We start from the raw sequence: 16,367 nt of genomic DNA on the forward strand, positions 1-16,367 counted from the left end.
TCCGCGACCACCAAGCCACCGCCGACAACCTCCGCCGAGCCACCACCGGAAACCGCGAACCCCTATAATCGACACCGCTCACGGGTGGGGAATTTTTACGAGTACGGGTGGGGAACTTCGGCGAGCGCCGTCAACGGCGATGCTTCGCTGAGGACTTGCGTTGTCTGCTGCCTTGACGTTGATGAACGTGAGCGCTCCGTCGTCGGCGATGTGCAGGAAGTCGGCGACCTCGCCGGATCCGTCACCGTTGGCCTGATTGCGGAGCCGTATCCGTTTGACCGCGCGGCCTCAGGCTCGCCTCATATGTCGATGTCTTGCACCAGAGTCGGTTTGACAAGACGATTGCAAGGTGAACACATGGGAGGCACTGAGGACGATCCAGGAGCAAGAAGATGGGTTGCGGCGCGGCATCCAGAAGATGCTGCTGGAGGTGTCAGACCAGGCCAGCTGGTGGCTGGACCGCCAGGACCCGCAAGTCGACCTATTCAAAATCGTACCTGACGAATTCGATGCTTGGTCAGCAGAGATTCGCACACGGATGACCGACAGCATCGAAGAGCTCATCGACTTCGAATACTGGAGAATGTTTCGCCGAGCAAATATTACCGGCTTAGTAGACGACTTGAAAGGCTATTCCTACCCACAAGGCCTCCTTAATATTTTGATCAATCATCTCGATCACATACCGGAGAAGGCCTATTCATTTGGTCCTCGACACATGCCTAAACCTCCTAGATATGCATTCTTTCGAAATCGAGTTCCTCGTCAACTCTTCAAAGAAGACCTGGATCGTCAAATTCAACATGCGAGAACTCTTCAACAAATAGTTGAAGACCGCGCAAAAGCGGAACTTCGATTGCCACCCCCCTTAATTGATGGCTACCTTTCAGAGTGGCGACGCGAAGGATGCGGACTACTTTCATGCATACAAGCGATAGCAGGCTCGCCCGACAGCGATGCTGATCCAGCTCACGATTTCCGAGGCATTGTCACTGGGTGGGAGGTGTTCAACCATTCGGACATAAGCGATCAAACAGCGCTTATTTCGGCGTATATAACACTAGGCAATGACTATCTAATGACAATCAAAGAGACCATGGCGAATTTCTCGGACCCACCAGAATCTACGGGGCAGCAGTACCTTCAACAGTTCTACGGCCCAGTTAACCAGGCTGCGATGAGGATCGCGAACGTCAACTCGACAATATCAACCATCATGCAACAGGGTGACACCGATGTAGCCGAGGCGCTAAAGGCACTTGAATCAGCCGTACTGGCCGACACGGCCAACAACAAAGCGGGTTGCGACGAGCTGCTTGAGATCCTGGAAACAGTAGCGGAAGGGGCAAGCACCCCGACTGAAAGGCGCAAGCGTGCTGTGCTGAAGGCAATGCTCGAATCACTCAAGAACACAGCTTGGTCTGGTCCGGAGATCGGGAAAGCCTTCGAGACTTGGGGGAGAGTGCTAGATGGGCTCACGTTCTAATTGGGTTCCCGAGTGAAGCGTCAGGGCTTGTGATCAGCTGGAAGAGTCGCTCCGGGCCTGAACTCGCCATAATGGATGCGACGTCGGATATCGCGAAGATGCTCGGATGCCCAAGCAACCGCCTCGTCCGCCGACGCCTATCACAAGCGTAGCTATCGGCGGCAACCTGATGTCTCCAAAAGTCTTGCATCCTAACCAAACTCGCAGCAGGATTGCGTGGGTGGGCGCAGATACGGCGCTGAGAACCATCGCCAAGGATGGTGGACGACTCAGCCGAAGGGTGGGTGCGCTGCTTCGAACCCTGGAGACGGAAGCGAGCAAGTGGACCGACCGCGTGCTGTCAAATCCATTCGAGGAGACCACCGAGGCAGAGGTTATGGCCTGGATACGAGATACGGGCAAGACACTTCGTAGTGACCTGTATGGCCTTCCTCCGCACGAAGGTAAGGACCCTTTTGAAACAATTGCCGGAAACCTAACGTGCCTGGCTTCCGATTACCTGTTCAATAGCGGAACCTGCGATGATATAGTATGGCCAATCACCGACCTCGCGGAGCTTTACGAGAATGCGCACCCATTGCAGGAGATAAGGGCGTGGAGGGAACCTCCGCGGTATGCTCAGCTTCCGCCGCGTGTTCGTAGCAATCTGTTTTCGAAGCATCTTTCCGACGTAGTAGCAGAAGGCCGGGACATATTCCGAAATTATTTGAGTGCACTTGCCGATGAGTATGCGAAGGCTAGCAGCCTGCCATGGGATATCGGGTCAGCGTGGAGCGTTCTTGAGTCGAAGATAGAACATTGGATTCTCGAATGCATATCCCTATTGCGGTCCGTCCAAGTGATCCCTGATTCGCCAGATGACGGAAAGAATCCCCTGGACGATTTCCTACAGCTAATTCATGCTTGGAAAGTCGGCGGAAATCAACTACTAACTGAGTACGGGTTTACCGGCGCATGCCTGGAGCTCGGTACCATCTATTTAGAAAGATTGGAACGAAACATGCAGGACTTCACGGACCCATCGGTTCAATCGTCCAACGCGCCCCATTATTCTCAAATATTCAATGCTCCGGTCTATGGGCAAGCAGCAATGAAAATTGACAACATCAACTCGAACATTGCAGGAGTACTGCAACAGGGAGATCCCGAACTGGGCCGGGCGCTTGGGGAGCTCAAAGAAGCAATCCTTGCCGACACTGCCAATGACGAAGAACTCCGACGCGATCTGTTTGACAACCTTGAGACGCTTACCGAACAGGCTCAGACTTCACCCGAGGAGCGCAAACGTGGTGTAATCAGGTCGATTCTTTCATCATTCAAGTCCGCAGCCATGTCCGGCCCTGAGGTTGCGAAAGCAATGGAAGCCTGGGGACAGATTCTTACCGGGCTTACGCAATAGTTCGAACAAATATAGGCGGAGGTAGAGCTGTTCTCGACGGAAGGCCCTACCTCCGTTACTGCGCCGCTGAAACGCTCTCTCCTAGGCTCACGCATCCTAGATCGCAAAGGGGATCGAACGATTCAATGGCGATCGATCCTGAATGATGTCGATGCGAACCCTGGAACCCACCCCTCACACGATTTCCTTAGCGCACCCACAGGCACTATCGACTTTTATGCAGACAGCGGAGGAGGGGTAGATCCCCCTCCCCAGCCCTGGTTAATCAGCATTCGTGACGCCAGAGATCGCGGAACTCAAAAAGGCGATCGAGGTCGCTCAGGGCGAAAACCTTGCGCTCCGCCGTCGCCTGGCAACGTACGAGTAGGCTGCCCCGATGTTCGAACAGCGCGAGCGATGGCTTGAGGAAATGCACGATCACGTCGACCATAAGGAGTCTGTCACCAGCACTACTGGCCACATGAACCTGGTCGCAATCACGGCAGAAATTGCGGATGCGTGCGCCGACGAACGAAAGCAGAAACGAATTCACATACCGAACTGGCAGTCAATGGCAAGGGATCTAGAGGACACCCTCGACTACCTTGGCGCTGAGGCAGCCGGTGCGGTTCGGTCCGAAGTTACCTCACTCGTCGGTGCGATTAACAACGACCTCCTGTACGAAAAGCTGGACGACACCGGCAGGATGCAGACATGCATCGACAACGACAAGAGGCCGCAGGTCACGAAATATGCTGCGGCCCTGCTCGCCAGGCTAGATAGCGACGATGTTCTCGTTGCTGCTTGGCGCGACCTCCTCGCTGGGTGCCAGGATTCCGATCATGTCGCCTATCCTTACGACCGCATTGCGTTCTTTCGCGATAACGTAATCGCGCTACAGGAGCACAGGCGGCAAGACCCCGGATATTGGGGTTCGACCACAACAGCGGTCGAAATACTCTTCGACATACGGCACAGCGTCGCCCGGGCACAGAGCGCAGTCGGTGACTATCCCATTGATTTCGACCCACAGAACCAATCAGAGCCCACTGGACTTACCGACGAAGAGCGAATGAACTTGGCGGAACGCTGGATCGTGCGCCCCCCGCGGAGGAAAGACATCATCGTCTGGTTTCGCATCGCAAACGCGTACGTCCTGGGCGGAGACTGCGTCTCGCACGGAGACGTCACCTTCTACCCGGCCCAGGTTCTCGCAGGTGTGATCATCGACCACGATGTCGCCCGCGCCGCGTTGTCGGTCGTGCCCGAAGAGCTGCTGACCGACAAGATCAGCCAGCAGCAGTCGACCGCTGCTGATGTCAATAAGTACGACGGCCTCGAGCATCTGCCGGGACTGGTCTACGTGCGTGTATTGGTTCGAGACATCGAGAGCCACAGAGCCGTAGCAGAGGCTCGCGCGCATCTGCAGGCTCTACTGGCGGTCCTCGAATCGCACGAGGATATGTGGGTAATCCTCAAAGGCTACCTCGTCTTTGACGGACGCTACAATCCTCGTCCGCTCGCATGGGGACCGAAGCAGGACCGCGAGCCGACAATATTCCATGAAAATGACTATGTCGCAGATGATCTCAGGATGCTCAACGACGAAGGTCATGTGATCACACTTGAGACAGCTCGGCGGCTGCAGCCGGTTTTGCAACTCGCGCAGGCACTCGAAAGCGCCTCGCGCTCCGATCCGGAAGCGGTCGTGATGGCTGCCGTGCGTGCAATCGAACACTGCAATTCTTGGACAACCAAGGGGCGCAAAGAGTGGGGCGAGTTTATCGACCTGTACTTGAGAGACGAGTTCACCCGGATCGCGTTCCTGCGGCGAGCGACAGAAGCCACTTTTGATGCCATCATCCGGGAGCTACCCGACAAATCACCCGGCGCGACGCCGCAACCGCTACTGCGCCAGATCCACGAAGCTGTCAGTGAAGGATCGTGGGGACGTCGATTCGACCGTCAGGTTGCCATCGAACACATAGCCGCTCTCAAAGCGATCTACGCCGATCATCCACTCGTACGGCGGTTATCCGAGCTCGACGACATCCTCGCAGCAGGTAGCTCGATCAGCGCCGCGTTTGATACCGAACAAAGGCGAGTCGAAGCACGAGTTGCGCGCCTCACACGATCACGTAACGCCGCGATCCACGGAGGACCACTGTCGAAAGCGGCATGTGACTCCATCGTTGACTTCGCGTTTAGCCTCGCAAGTCAGGCTCTACACAACGGAATCAGAGCCATCATCACCGGCGAGACCATCGCCGACTACATGCGCGCGAACAGAACAGACAATGAACAACGAGTCCGCATCCTCAGAAGGACTGGTGACCTGAAACAGTTCTACATCGAGGCGGCTAACAAGAGTTGATCGACTGTCAAGCTGCTGACCGGACCCGATAACGAGACCACCCCGTAATTGAGTCCGGGTGATATTCGTCGAGCGCCCGGTTGAAGCGGTTGCTGGCCGAGCCGGGTCACGTTGAACGCGCGGCGCGGTCGTGCCTGCTTCTTCTGTCGCCCGTCCGGTGAGGCCGTGACCAACGGTGCGGGCAGGGAATTGTCCGTGGATCAGCCTGTGGCCGTGGCCAAGCAGATGCGGATGGCAGGGATCGATGGCATCAAGCTGACCGGCAGAGGTCCTGCCCTGTACGAGCCGCTGGAGCTGACTGTCACGCGGCTGCGGGGGCAAGGCCGGGTTCACCGGGATCAGGATAATCTCGCGCCACTCGAACATCGAGTATCCGGCCGAACACCTTGCGGCGCTGGGCGTTACGCAGTTCAACATGAGCATCGACACCCTGGACCCGCAACTGCACCATGAGCTGTGCGGGGTGGACGATCTCCCCCAGGTGATCGGCGCGCCGCAGCGCTGCGTCCAGACTGGTGTGCCGGTGAAGGTCAACACGACGATCGCCACGTCCCTGGATCCCTCGGCATCAACTTCCGTCGACGTCGGTCTGCCTCGGAGTCCACCACTGTTAGGACACCTGTATCCTCCTCCCGCGCCGGTTGGTCGTCGTGGCCTGTTCCCAGAGAATGAGACCACTCGGTATTAGAGTCCCTGTTGGCCCTGGTCAGGGCTGGAAGGGACAGTGAGGGACATGGCAGGACGCAAGCGGCATTCCGCAGCAGCCCCGGGCGATTCAAACTACTGCGTATTCGTCATCCGGGTAGTGGCGGCGGGCGTACGCGTAGATGTCAGTCTCGCGCTGTTGGCCAGACTCTATGTCGGTGTAGTACCAACCGAGTGTCGCCGATATCTTCCTGGATTTGAGTTCTCTGGCTGTGCGCATCTCAAGGGGATATCCCTGCTCGCGTAGCCATTTGGTTACCTTGGCAGTCAACTGGTTGTTCCCGTCCATGACAGCCAAGTACACCACTACCCGCTGACGTGCGAATGTCCGTGCGGCTGGCCCTGCTGTGTGGTGGGTTGCCCCCAGAGGCGGGCTGCCTGCACCTGCCCCTTATCGGCCTGCCTTTCGCGCGCAGCGGCTCCGGTGCCAAGACTGGCGAGCCATCCCGTAGGCACGCCGTAGGCGCTCTCGACGCTGGAGGGACGTACGAACCACAACGCCGGGCCACCAGACAGCAGTGCCACGCGGCTGGAAGGGTGCGCAAACTTCGAGTAGAGCGGGGGTGGTAGCTTCTACACGCGAGCTTCCACGCGCGGGAGGGCCGGACGGGTGCGAAGGGGACCATTTTCTCCGGAGGCCGTAAATCTCGCTGACTCACCGGAAAGTCTGGTCAACGGAACCGGTTCATTCTCCATGTTCAGGAGTGAACCGAGTGTCCGCTGCATCGATGATTCTGGCCGCCCCGGCTGTCGTGATGGGTCTGCGCGTCCTGCGAGACTGCATCTACCTGCGCGCTGCCGACAAGGCTCTGAAGAGCCATGGCGTTGATGGGGTGTCGGCGTTGGCGAAGTATGTACGGGCGCTGAAGGCACGCGAATCAGCTGTGCTGGAGAGCGAATCATCCGATTCTTGACCGGCTAGGCAATGACAGCCAGGCCCCACGAACGGATGTCGGCCGATTCGTGCGCCGCCGACGCGCCGCGGTGCCCGCACCGTTCCAGGAGTGCGCCGCGCTCTCGATTCTTTACGGATCGGCAGTAGTCGCATCGTGCATCCGCATCGCGCGGCACACAGCACTGCCTATCGGCTGTCGCCCGGTCCCTCACGAGCACTTGATCCATGCCGTTGAGCACGCACCATTGCGCGCGAATCCGCTGCCGGTGGCATAGATCTGGGATTTAGGGTTTCATGGACTTGGGGATGAATCTGCGGACCGGCTCAGAAATGAGTTATGCATGTATTCGTTCCGCAATGGTCTGCCCAGCGCCGCTCGGCCGCCATTCATCGCCGCAGCCCCACGCGCACAGCTTGGCACCGGCTCGTTCCGAAGGCTCGACTCCCCTATGTGCTCGCGAGAACAGCCCAGCCCGAGGCGGCCTCACGTTCAGACCGCTACCGGCTTGGCAACGAGCATGTCGAGGGCCAACTGGGACATGGTGTTTCATTCGGGAAAGATGGTGAACAGCGACCAGGTCCGGCTCGCTGCCAGCTATGTTCCCGAACGGCTGCGAGTTCCGACGACCGTCCGATCTTGCTGGACCCGAACGACCGTGGTACCAAGGGAATTAGCTTCTCAGGGCGTCTTTCAGCACACACTGCCGCTGACACGCGCGCGGCAGACACCCGAGAAGGAGGGAACTCCGTTGAGGCGGACTCCCAATAATCATCACCGCAGCCTCGAGCGCACGTTTCCCGCCCCGATGCCTGCCATCACTCCTCTTCCGAGACAAGCTGACTCGCGACTAGTACACGCCGCCGTCTCTGCGCCGACTGCAGTCGGTCAGCCCTGCACGAGACAGAGATTCAGCTTCCTCGAGGGACTCCGTTGAACTCCGATGACGTGTGGCTCAGCACGGACGAACTAGCCGCACGGCTCAAGATTCCGGCGAAGACGCTCGCAGTCTGGGCTTCTGCTGGGCGGGGTCCCAGATATGCGCGAATAGGGCGATACCGGCGGTATCGGTTGAGCGATCTGCTCGCGTGGGAGCAGGAACAACTCGATAAGAGTGGACGGCCCGATCCTGATGCGTCGACCGACCGCGCACAGGACTCTCGACGTCGGCCACCATCGAAGGAAGACCGTGGCCACCACCGGGACCGGTAAGCACAGTCGATCATCACAGCTATCTTTCAGCAACTGATTGGCTCTTGTCTGTATTGCTGAGGTCTAGCAGTTTGTGCGGTGACTCAACCATCGAAATCAGGCGTGCCCGATCCCACACCCGACGCTCTCGCATGTGTCGCAAACTCCTCGCGTACACACCGGGCCGTTCGCCTCGAGGTCGGCGGCCACCTGACCACCACTCCCCGCAGGAAGGACAAACTTGCCCAGACAATCTCTTCCGATCGGTACGTACGGCCGGATCACCACCAAGAAACAGCCGAACGGCAGCTGGCGCGCCGTTACGCGCTTTCGCGACCATGACGGAATCACGCGAATGGTGAACAACTACGGCCCTACCAAAGGCAAGGCCGAAGACAACCTCCGCGAAGCCCTGAAGAACCGTGACGGTGGGCGCGGCGAGCTGATCACACGGGACACGAAGCTGTCCGAACTCGCCGATCTCTGGCTGGCCGAGAAGTCGCTGCAGGAAGGTGTGACCGAGCAGTCGCTGGACCTGTACCGATCGGAAATCGAAGTATCCAACGATATTCGAGCCAGCAAGGACACCATCAAGATCAAATCCGCACTGGGTGGACTCCGGCTGTGGGAGGCAACCACCTCGCGCATCGACGCACACCTGAAGCGGATCATGCTGAACGGCCATCGGGAGAAGGCACGGCGGCAGCGGGTGATCCTCTCGGAAATGATGAGCATGGCCGTTCGTCACGACGCCATCGACCAGAACCCGGTCCGCGAGGTGGCCGACCTGCCCCGCAAACGCCAGAAGCCGCGGGCGGCCGATCTCGAGACGCTGACCGAGCTCCGAGAGCAGCTCAGATCGTGGCTGGCGGGCGAGAACATCGACGGCACCCCTGGATACACGAGCGGTCCCAAGCGTAATCCCCGGGTCTTGGACGTCGCCGATGTCGAGTTGGGCACCGGACCCCGCCCCGGGGAGGCGCTGGCGTTGCGCTGGTCTGATGTGGATCTGGAGTCGACGCCACCACGACTTACCTTCTCCGGCACCATTATTCGCATCAAGGGCAAGGGATTGATCCGTCAGGAGTGGACGAAGACCGATTCCGGATTCCGGACGGTGATCCTGCCGCAGTTCGTCGTCGACACGCTCGAGCGCGTCAAAGCCGAAGCGGTGGACAACACGTTGGACCTGGTGTTTCCGAACCGCGACGGCGGGATTTGGGATCCCCACAACTTCAACCGACTGTGGCGTCAGGCACGCGGCGAGAAGTTCGCGTGGGTCACACCGAAGACCTTCCGCAAGACCGTCGCATCCCTCATCGCCGACCAGTACAGCCCACAGGCCGCAGCCCAGCAACTAGGTCACGCGAACACTGCCACCACCAAGCGGCACTACATCGACCGACCGACCGAGGCTCCCGATTTCACGACTGCGCTGGGCAAACTTGTGAGCTGAAAGCGTGACGTTTCCGTGACGCTCACGGGCACCAAAAGGAAAAACCAGGGTCAAACTGCAGCGTTCGCCCTGGTCAAAGCTCCCCCATCTGGACTCGAACCAGAAACCTGCCGATTAACAGTCGGCTGCTCTGCCAATTGAGCTATAGGGGACTATCCTGGGTGGCTCGTCCGTACTGGGCGGGCCGAGGAGAAACTCTAGCGTATCGGCTGGCGCCTTCCCAAATCGCGTCTCTACCTGGAGACATGTGAGGTGTCGGCGTGTCTGAAAGTGGCGCGCGGTGGGGGTGGATCCGGATCGACAGGCGTACCGGGCGTCGGGCAGGATGGTAGCCGCGCGCACAGGCAATTGGGAGGAGCTCTACGAGATGCTGCGGTTGATCATCGGCATTGCGGCCGGATACGTGCTCGGGACGAAGGCCGGGCGGGGTCGCTATGAGCAGATCAGCGCGGCTACCCGCGCGGTGACCGGGAGCCCGGTGACTCGCAAGCTGATGCTCGTGGGCAGGCAGAAGCTGTCGGACAAGCTCAGCACCCGCGCGAAGTTGGAGCCGATGGTGCCGTTGGATGAGCGGACCACGATCCTGGTGCCGCAGGATCAGCTGCGGCGCTGAGTTCGCGGGATCGGATCAGGAACCTGCCGATCGGCAGTCGGCTGTCGTACACGTTCGCATGTCACTCGGTCCATGCCATGCGGCCAAGCCCGTCCGTATCACCAGGCCCCGCCACACCACCAGATCCCCGCGGCTTTACAGACGAATTCCAGCGCGGTTTCGGGGTGAATGTCGGCCAGGTGCTCGCGGGTCTCGGCCACGAGAGGCCGGCTGATGTCAGCGCGGCCGAGAACTGCCCTGGAGGTTCACCGTCGACACATCCATGTCGACGGATCGACTAGCCGGCCCTGCTGGATCTGCCTGCACTGCAAGAGCTTCGGCCAGGTACGGCCAGTCGGGCATGCCGCAGGACGCTGACGCGCCTCAGGCCGACAACGAAATCGCAGTAGTGCTCAGGCCGGGGCGAAATCGTCGTGATTTCCCATCGCCTGGGTGAGCAGACTCTTCCGGTACTGCTCCAACGCCACAAGATCACCGAACAGCGCCATATACGCGTCGGTCTGCTCGGTCGAGGACACACGCTGCAGCTTCGACTTCAGTTCGGCGATCTGGCGGCCGACCCAGGCTTCCTGAACGCGGGCCAGCACGCCCGTGACGAAGCGCTGGATGTCGTTGGCGGACTTCACCGGCATCTGCTCGCCCGACAGCTCGGAAACCAGCGCCCGCATGGTCAGATCCTCGGTACCGTCCGATACCGCGTTGACCCACTCCGCACCGCTGAGCCCGGAGGCCGTGCCACCGGCCTCGGCGATCATGGCGCGCACGGCGGCGTAGGCCGGATGCGTGAACGCCTCGGTCTCGATCGAATCGAAAACCGCACCCGCCATCGCCGGATACTGCAGTGCCGCACCGAGAGCTTGCCGCTGCGGCAGCAGCGTCGGATCATTCGGGTTGGGGCGGGCAGCGGGATGTTCGGCGACGATCGCGGTGGGCTGCGGCGCGCCGGCCGCTGCGCCACGACCGGCGGGACGCCCGCCGTTACGATTGCGTTTGGCTTCCTCACCGACCCGCCGCACCACGGTCTGGATATCGTCCCAGCCGACCCAGCCCGCCAGCTTCGTCGCATACGCCTTGCGCAGTGCGTTGTCCTTGATCTGCGCCACCACCGGCACGGCGCGGCGCAGCGCCTCCACCTGTCCCTCAGCCGTATCCAGGTTGTGGTCGGCGAGCAGACCGCGAATAACGAACTCGTACAACGGGGTTCGCCTGGCGACCAGATCACGCACGGCACCGTCGCCGGAGCGCTGGCGCAGTTCGCACGGATCCTGGCCATCGGGGGCGATGGCGATATAGGTCTGTCCGGCCAACTTCTGGTCGCCCGCAAACGCTTTCAGCGCCGCCGCCTGACCGGCCGCGTCACCGTCGAAGGTGTAGATGATTTCGCCGCGCCAGAAGTTGTCGTCCATGAGCAGGCGGCGCAGCAGGGCGAGATGTTCGTCACCGAAGGCGGTACCGCACGAGGCGACGGCGGTTTTCACCCCGGCCAGGTGCATGGCCATGACATCGGTGTAGCCCTCGACCACCACCGCCTGGTGTCCCTTGGCGATCTCACGCTTGGCATGGTCCAAACCGAAAAGTACCTGAGACTTCTTGTACAGCAACGTTTCCGGCGTATTGATGTACTTGCCGGGCATGGTGTCGTCGTCGAAGAGTTTGCGCGCGCCGAAGCCGATGACATCGCCGCCGAGATTGCGGATCGGCCACAGCAGCCGCCGGTGGAAGCGGTCGATCGGGCCGCGCTGCCCCTGCCGCGACAGCCCGGCCGCCTCGAGCTCCTTGAAGTCGAAGCCCTTGCGCAGCAGATGCTTCGTGAGCGTGTCCCAGCCCTGCGGGGCATAGCCGCAGCCGAAGAGCTGGGCGGCGTTGCCGTCGAAGTTGCGGTCGGTCAAATACTTGCGCGCCACCTCGGCGTCGGGCTCGCGCAGTTTGGCCATATAGAACTCGTGTGCGGCGGCATTGGCGGCGACCAACCTGGCCCTGGTGCCGCGGTCGCGCTGTACCGAAGTGCCGCCGCCCTCGTAGTTGATCTGGTAGCCGATCCGATCGGCGAGGTGCTCGACCGCCTCGACGAAGCCGAGGTGCTCGACCTTCTGCAGGAAGGCGAAGACGTCACCGCCCTCACCGCAGCCGAAGCAGTGGTACAGACCGTGGTTGGGCCGCACGTGGAACGACGGCGATTTCTCGTCGTGGAATGGGCACAGGCCCTTCATGGAGTCCGCGCCCGCTCGCTTGAGGGCGACATACTCCCCCACCACATCCTCGATCCGGACGCGTTCGCGTATTGCCGCGATATCGCGATCTGGGAGTCGTCCGGCCACGGCGGTCAGTCTACAGAGTGTCTTCCGACCTGGTGAGGGCCGGTGAACACCGTCCTTCTCGGACGTCCTCGACTCACACTGGTGCGGTGTGAGCGTTGGTGTCCGCTTCACTCGGGCTGGTTTCACCCACACGGACGTGTGAGCCAGCGCCTTCCCGTCGGCGGACGTTGATGACAAGGTCGACCATCTCCTGCCGAACCTTCGCTTGTTCCGACCAGGCGCACCGTTGGTCGAATCATTGTTGCGTAAAGCGCACTGCGGACTAGTCCGGCCTCGACACGCTCAGCGGCTGGTCACGCGTCTACCCGTTCCAGCCGACTCTCGGTGTACGACGCGATCTGGTCGACGATCACCCGCACCCGCGCGGTGTCGTCGCTCGCGGCGTGCCACCACGGCAGCAGCAGTGGATCCAGCCCGTGCGGCGCCGTCGCCAGCAGTCGGTGCGCGACCGCCAGCATCCGCTCGCGCTGCACGGCCTGCCGCTGCTTGTGCTGGAGATCGGACATGACGTAGCGCAGGGCGACCGTCTTGAGCATCGCGACCTCGGCGGCGACGATCGGCGGAATTTCGAGATCCGCGGCGTATCGGGACAATGCCCCTCCCCCAGCGACCTTCCGCGTGGCCATGATCGCGGCCGTAGCGAACCGCCCGACCAGTTCACTGGTGAGACGCTTCAACGCAACCGAACTGGTGAGGGTGCCGTCATAGGAGGCGGCTTCGGCCACCACGGGCAGTTCGGAGAGCCGTTGCGCGGCACCGACCAGGTCGTCCACCGAAAGCGTGGGATGCTGGCCGTGCCCGAGCTCGGCCAATGCCGCCTGTTCGGACGGATCGGCCAGGGCCCGCAATTCGATGCGCCCGGCGATCACGCCGTCCTCCACATCGTGCACCGAATACGCGACGTCGTCGGACCAATCCATGATCTGGCATTCGAGGCTCTTGCGCCGATCCGGTGCATCCTTGCGCACCCACTCCAGCCGATCCAGATCGATATCATAGGCACCGAATTTTGTGCCCGAACCTGTTCTGCCCCAAGGGTATTTGATGGCCGCGTCGAGTGCTGCACGGGTGAGATTCAAGCCCGCGCTGGTGCCGTCCGCATCCAATACCTTCGGTTCCAGCCGGGTGAGGATGCGCAGATTTTGCGCATTGCCCTCGAATCCGCCATACGCGTCGGCGAAGAGATCGAGGGCCTTCTCGCCATTGTGGCCATACGGCGGATGGCCGATGTCGTGCGCCAATCCGGCCAGATCGACCAGATCCGGATCGCAGCCGAGACCGTCGGCGATGCTGCGCCCGATCTGGGCCACTTCGATCGAATGGGTCAAGCGGGTGCGCGGGGTGTCACCGTCACGCGGCCCCATGACCTGGGTTTTGTCGGCGAGTCTGCGCAGGGCGGCGGAGTGCAGCACGCGGGCGCGGTCGCGGGCGAATTCGGTGCGGTGGCCGGTTTCGAATTCGCTGCGCGGCGGGCCGAGTCCGGCGGTCTTGGCGCCCTCCACCACCATTCGCTCGCGGTCGTGCTCGTTATACATCGAATCTCACTGCCCCGCCGAGTATTTGAAGTCCGAAGAGAAGTGCGTGAGCTGATACCAGAGCAAAGCGCCGGTCTCCCTTGCGATTCCGTGCGCCTGCGACTCTCTGGTGTACACAGCGGGACCGGTCCGAGTCGGCGCGGTCCAGGCCTCCAGCCCGGCATCGCGGGCCATCGTCCTGGTGCGCAGCGAATGCCACGGATCGCTGACCAGCACCGCCGAGGACATCTCGCGGGCGCTCATGGCGGTCGCGACGGCCTCGATGCTGCGCAGCGTGTCCGAACCCGTTTCCACCGCGAGGATCCGGTCGCTCGGTATGCCGCGCTCCTCCAGATAGTTCTTGCCGGAGGCGGCCTCGGTGTACAGATCGCCCTCCTGCTTACCGCCCACGGTGATCACCTTGGGCGCGACGCCGGCCTTGAACAGCTTGTAGGCCTGGTCCAATCGCGCCTCGAACACCGTCGACGGTGTGCCGGAGTATTGCGCGGCACCGAGTACGACGATCGCATCGGCCTTGGTGTAATCGTCGATGCGCGCGACCTGCCAGACCCGGAATGCCGTGCCGCCGACCAGCACCGCCCCCATCAAGATCGCGCCGAGGACCAGCCGTCGCGCCCAGCGCAGCAGCCCACCTCCGACACCGTGGGACGGGCCGGATCCGGGAGCCGAGGCCAGGGTCGCCGAATACACCTCACCAAGTTTGCCAGGTCACCCTCTAGGAGAACGTAACCGGCGGATATCGATCTGCCATACTTACCTCTTGGTAAGTACTGAACTTATTAGTAGGTACTTGTTGGTGACGCAGTGCGTATCGAGAATGAATTCCGGCGCCAACCCGATCTCGATACTTTCCAGGAGTGAATACATGACGACATCCGTGACGGTCCTCGGCCTCGGCGCGATGGGACAGGCGCTGGCCGCGGCCTTCGTCCGGGCCGGACACCCGACGACAGTGTGGAATCGCAGTGCCGGTCGCGACACGGAACTCGTTGCGGCAGGGGCGAAGTCGGCGCGGACTATAGCAGAGGCGGTGTCGGCGAGCGACCTCGTGGTGGCCTGCCTGTTGGACCTTCGGTCCGTGCACGAGGTACTGGACCCGGTGGCCGAGATCCTCGCCGAGCGCGCGCTGGTCAACCTGACCAGCACGGAGCCGCGCGGATCGCGTGAGCTGGCCGATTGGGCCGCGAACCACGGCATCGACTTCCTCGACGGCGGCATCATGGCCGTTCCGCCGATGATCGGCCGACCCGGCTCATCCCTGCTCTACAGCGGCTCCCGCCAACTCTTCGACGACCACCGCGCTACCCTCGAATTACTCGGCAGCGCAGAGTATTTCGGCGCAGACGCCGGGCGGGCCGCACTGGTCGACTTCGCCCTGCTCGCCGGAATGTACGCCATGTTCGCGGGCTTCTATCACGGTGCCGCCATGGTGCGCGCGATCGGCATGTCGGCCGAGGACTTCGGACAGCGCGCGTCGGGCTGGATCGCCGCCATGACCGAATCCCTCCCGAGAGCCGGAGCCACCATCGACTCCGGCGACTACTCGAAACCGTTCCAGCCCTTGGATTTCACCAAGGCCGCCGTGGACGCCATCGTGTCGGCCAGCCGCGATGCGGGCGTCGACCTGGACATCATCGGCGCGATCAAGAACCTCGTCGACCGCCAGGTCGCCGCCGGCCATCGTGCGGACAGCAGCGAGCGGATGTTCGAAAGCCTCAACCCACGCGCCGCCTGACCGCGACTACCAGCCGCGGTCGCGCCACGCACCGAGGTGCGGGCGTTCTACGCCGAGCGTGGTGTCGTCACCGTGTCCGGGATAGACGACGGCGTCATCCGGATAGCGATCGAAGATCTTGGTGGTGACGTCGGTGTAGAGAGAGGTGAAATCGTCCGGGTTGGTGGTGCGGCCGACGCCGCCCGGGAATAGGGAGTCGCCGGTGAACAGATGCACGCCGGGGCCGTCGACCAGGGCGAGGGCAACCGAGCCGGGGGTATGTCCGCGCAGGTGGACAACCTCGAAGGCCAGATCGCCGATCTCGACGAGGTCGCCGTCGGCGAGTAAACGGTCGGGGCGCACCGGGAGCCGTTCGGCATCGAGCGGATGCGCGGCGGTCGGTGCGCCGGTGGCGGCGGCGACCTTTTCCAGGGCAAACCAGTGGTCGCGATGCTGATGGGTGGTGACGACCAGGGCGACCCGGTCGGGCGTCTCCTGGTCGACGAGTTCGATTATGCGGTCGGCTTCGTTGGCGGCGTCGATGAGCAGTGCCGCACCGGTGGCGGTGCACTGCACCAGATAGCAGTTGTTGTCCATGCCGCCGACGGACATTTTGATGATCCGGGCACCGGGGACGTCCCGCTGTTGCGGATTCGATCCAGGGGACACGTGACCGGTGTACGGTAGGTCGATCGTGATCACGG

At 61.7% G+C, this 16,367-nt stretch carries 12 protein-coding genes and 1 tRNA gene; 8 read left to right on the top strand and 5 right to left on the bottom strand.

What is annotated here, in order from left to right:
• Positions 1-349: 349 nt before the first annotated feature.
• From AB0L58_RS10845 to AB0L58_RS10870, 6 genes are all read left to right on the top strand, one after another.
• Entirely contained in the window at positions 350-1,486 is a 1,137-nt protein-coding gene (locus AB0L58_RS10845) for a hypothetical protein (protein ID WP_364384629.1), read from the top strand.
• Between the two features lie 106 nt (positions 1,487-1,592).
• The gene (locus AB0L58_RS10850; protein ID WP_364384632.1) at positions 1,593-2,885 is read left to right on the top strand and encodes a hypothetical protein; all 1,293 of its coding nucleotides are present in this window, start codon (positions 1,593-1,595) and stop codon (positions 2,883-2,885) included.
• Between the two features lie 376 nt (positions 2,886-3,261).
• Positions 3,262-5,238, top strand: a complete 1,977-nt coding sequence (locus tag AB0L58_RS10855; RefSeq protein WP_364384635.1) for a hypothetical protein — start codon at positions 3,262-3,264, stop codon at positions 5,236-5,238.
• 1,418 nt (positions 5,239-6,656) lie between these two features.
• Positions 6,657-6,857, top strand: coding sequence for a hypothetical protein (locus AB0L58_RS10860; protein WP_364384638.1), 201 nt, complete (start codon positions 6,657-6,659; stop codon positions 6,855-6,857).
• Between the two features lie 927 nt (positions 6,858-7,784).
• Positions 7,785-8,048, top strand: coding sequence for a helix-turn-helix domain-containing protein (locus AB0L58_RS10865; protein WP_364385607.1), 264 nt, complete (start codon positions 7,785-7,787; stop codon positions 8,046-8,048).
• A 334-nt stretch (positions 8,049-8,382) separates the two neighbouring features.
• Positions 8,383-9,483 (top strand): site-specific integrase, encoded by a 1,101-nt coding sequence (locus AB0L58_RS10870; RefSeq protein WP_364384641.1) that lies wholly within the window; start codon positions 8,383-8,385, stop codon positions 9,481-9,483.
• Positions 9,484-9,562: 79 nt separating this feature from the next.
• On the opposite strand, the gene AB0L58_RS10875 is transcribed toward AB0L58_RS10870, so the two are convergent.
• Positions 9,563-9,635 (bottom strand) — tRNA-Asn (locus AB0L58_RS10875).
• A 215-nt stretch (positions 9,636-9,850) separates the two neighbouring features.
• On the opposite strand from AB0L58_RS10875, the gene AB0L58_RS10880 reads away from it, so the two are divergent.
• Positions 9,851-10,096: a hypothetical protein gene (locus tag AB0L58_RS10880; RefSeq protein ID WP_364384644.1), complete on the top strand. Its 246-nt coding sequence runs from the start codon at positions 9,851-9,853 to the stop codon at positions 10,094-10,096.
• 392 nt (positions 10,097-10,488) lie between these two features.
• Here AB0L58_RS10880 and dnaG read toward each other — a convergent pair whose 3' ends face one another.
• The 3 genes from dnaG to AB0L58_RS10895 all read right to left on the bottom strand — a co-directional run bounded on the left by dnaG (position 10,489) and on the right by AB0L58_RS10895 (position 14,534).
• A complete protein-coding gene (gene dnaG, locus AB0L58_RS10885) occupies positions 10,489-12,414 on the bottom strand; it encodes a DNA primase (protein ID WP_364384647.1) in 1,926 nt (641 codons plus the stop codon).
• A 293-nt stretch (positions 12,415-12,707) separates the two neighbouring features.
• The gene (locus AB0L58_RS10890) at positions 12,708-13,949 is read right to left on the bottom strand and encodes a deoxyguanosinetriphosphate triphosphohydrolase (protein WP_364384650.1); all 1,242 of its coding nucleotides are present in this window, start codon (positions 13,947-13,949) and stop codon (positions 12,708-12,710) included.
• A gap of 6 nt (positions 13,950-13,955) precedes the next feature.
• Positions 13,956-14,534 carry a YdcF family protein gene (locus AB0L58_RS10895; protein ID WP_364385610.1) on the bottom strand — a complete coding sequence of 193 codons (579 nt, stop codon included), beginning with the start codon at positions 14,532-14,534 and terminating at the stop codon, positions 13,956-13,958.
• Between the two features lie 280 nt (positions 14,535-14,814).
• Here AB0L58_RS10895 and AB0L58_RS10900 point away from each other — a divergent pair, with 280 nt between their 5' ends.
• A complete protein-coding gene (locus AB0L58_RS10900; protein ID WP_364384652.1) occupies positions 14,815-15,684 on the top strand; it encodes an NAD(P)-binding domain-containing protein in 870 nt (289 codons plus the stop codon).
• Positions 15,685-15,690: 6 nt separating this feature from the next.
• Here the strand turns inward: AB0L58_RS10900 and AB0L58_RS10905 are convergent, their stop codons facing one another.
• Positions 15,691-16,365 carry an MBL fold metallo-hydrolase gene (locus AB0L58_RS10905; protein ID WP_364384655.1) on the bottom strand — a complete coding sequence of 225 codons (675 nt, stop codon included), beginning with the start codon at positions 16,363-16,365 and terminating at the stop codon, positions 15,691-15,693.
• Positions 16,366-16,367: the final 2 nt, after the last annotated feature.

The sequence above is a fragment of the Nocardia sp. NPDC052112 genome, assembly GCF_040680135.1.
In the GTDB taxonomy this organism is placed as follows: domain Bacteria; phylum Actinomycetota; class Actinomycetes; order Mycobacteriales; family Mycobacteriaceae; genus Nocardia.

Bases quoted from the DNA above. Each gene is read 5' to 3' on its own strand.
- AB0L58_RS10850 (WP_364384632.1), top strand. From the start codon at position 1,593: ATGCCCAAGCAACCGCCTCGTCCGCCGACGCCTATCACAAGCGTAGCT.
- AB0L58_RS10855 (WP_364384635.1), top strand. From the start codon at position 3,262: ATGTTCGAACAGCGCGAGCGATGGCTTGAGGAAATGCACGATCACGTC.
- AB0L58_RS10870 (WP_364384641.1), top strand. From the start codon at position 8,383: ATGGTGAACAACTACGGCCCTACCAAAGGCAAGGCCGAAGACAACCTC.
- AB0L58_RS10880 (WP_364384644.1), top strand. From the start codon at position 9,851: ATGCTGCGGTTGATCATCGGCATTGCGGCCGGATACGTGCTCGGGACG.
- AB0L58_RS10890 (WP_364384650.1), bottom strand. From the start codon at position 13,949: ATGTATAACGAGCACGACCGCGAGCGAATGGTGGTGGAGGGCGCCAAG.
- AB0L58_RS10895 (WP_364385610.1), bottom strand. From the start codon at position 14,534: ATGGGGGCGGTGCTGGTCGGCGGCACGGCATTCCGGGTCTGGCAGGTC.
- AB0L58_RS10900 (WP_364384652.1), top strand. From the start codon at position 14,815: ATGACGACATCCGTGACGGTCCTCGGCCTCGGCGCGATGGGACAGGCG.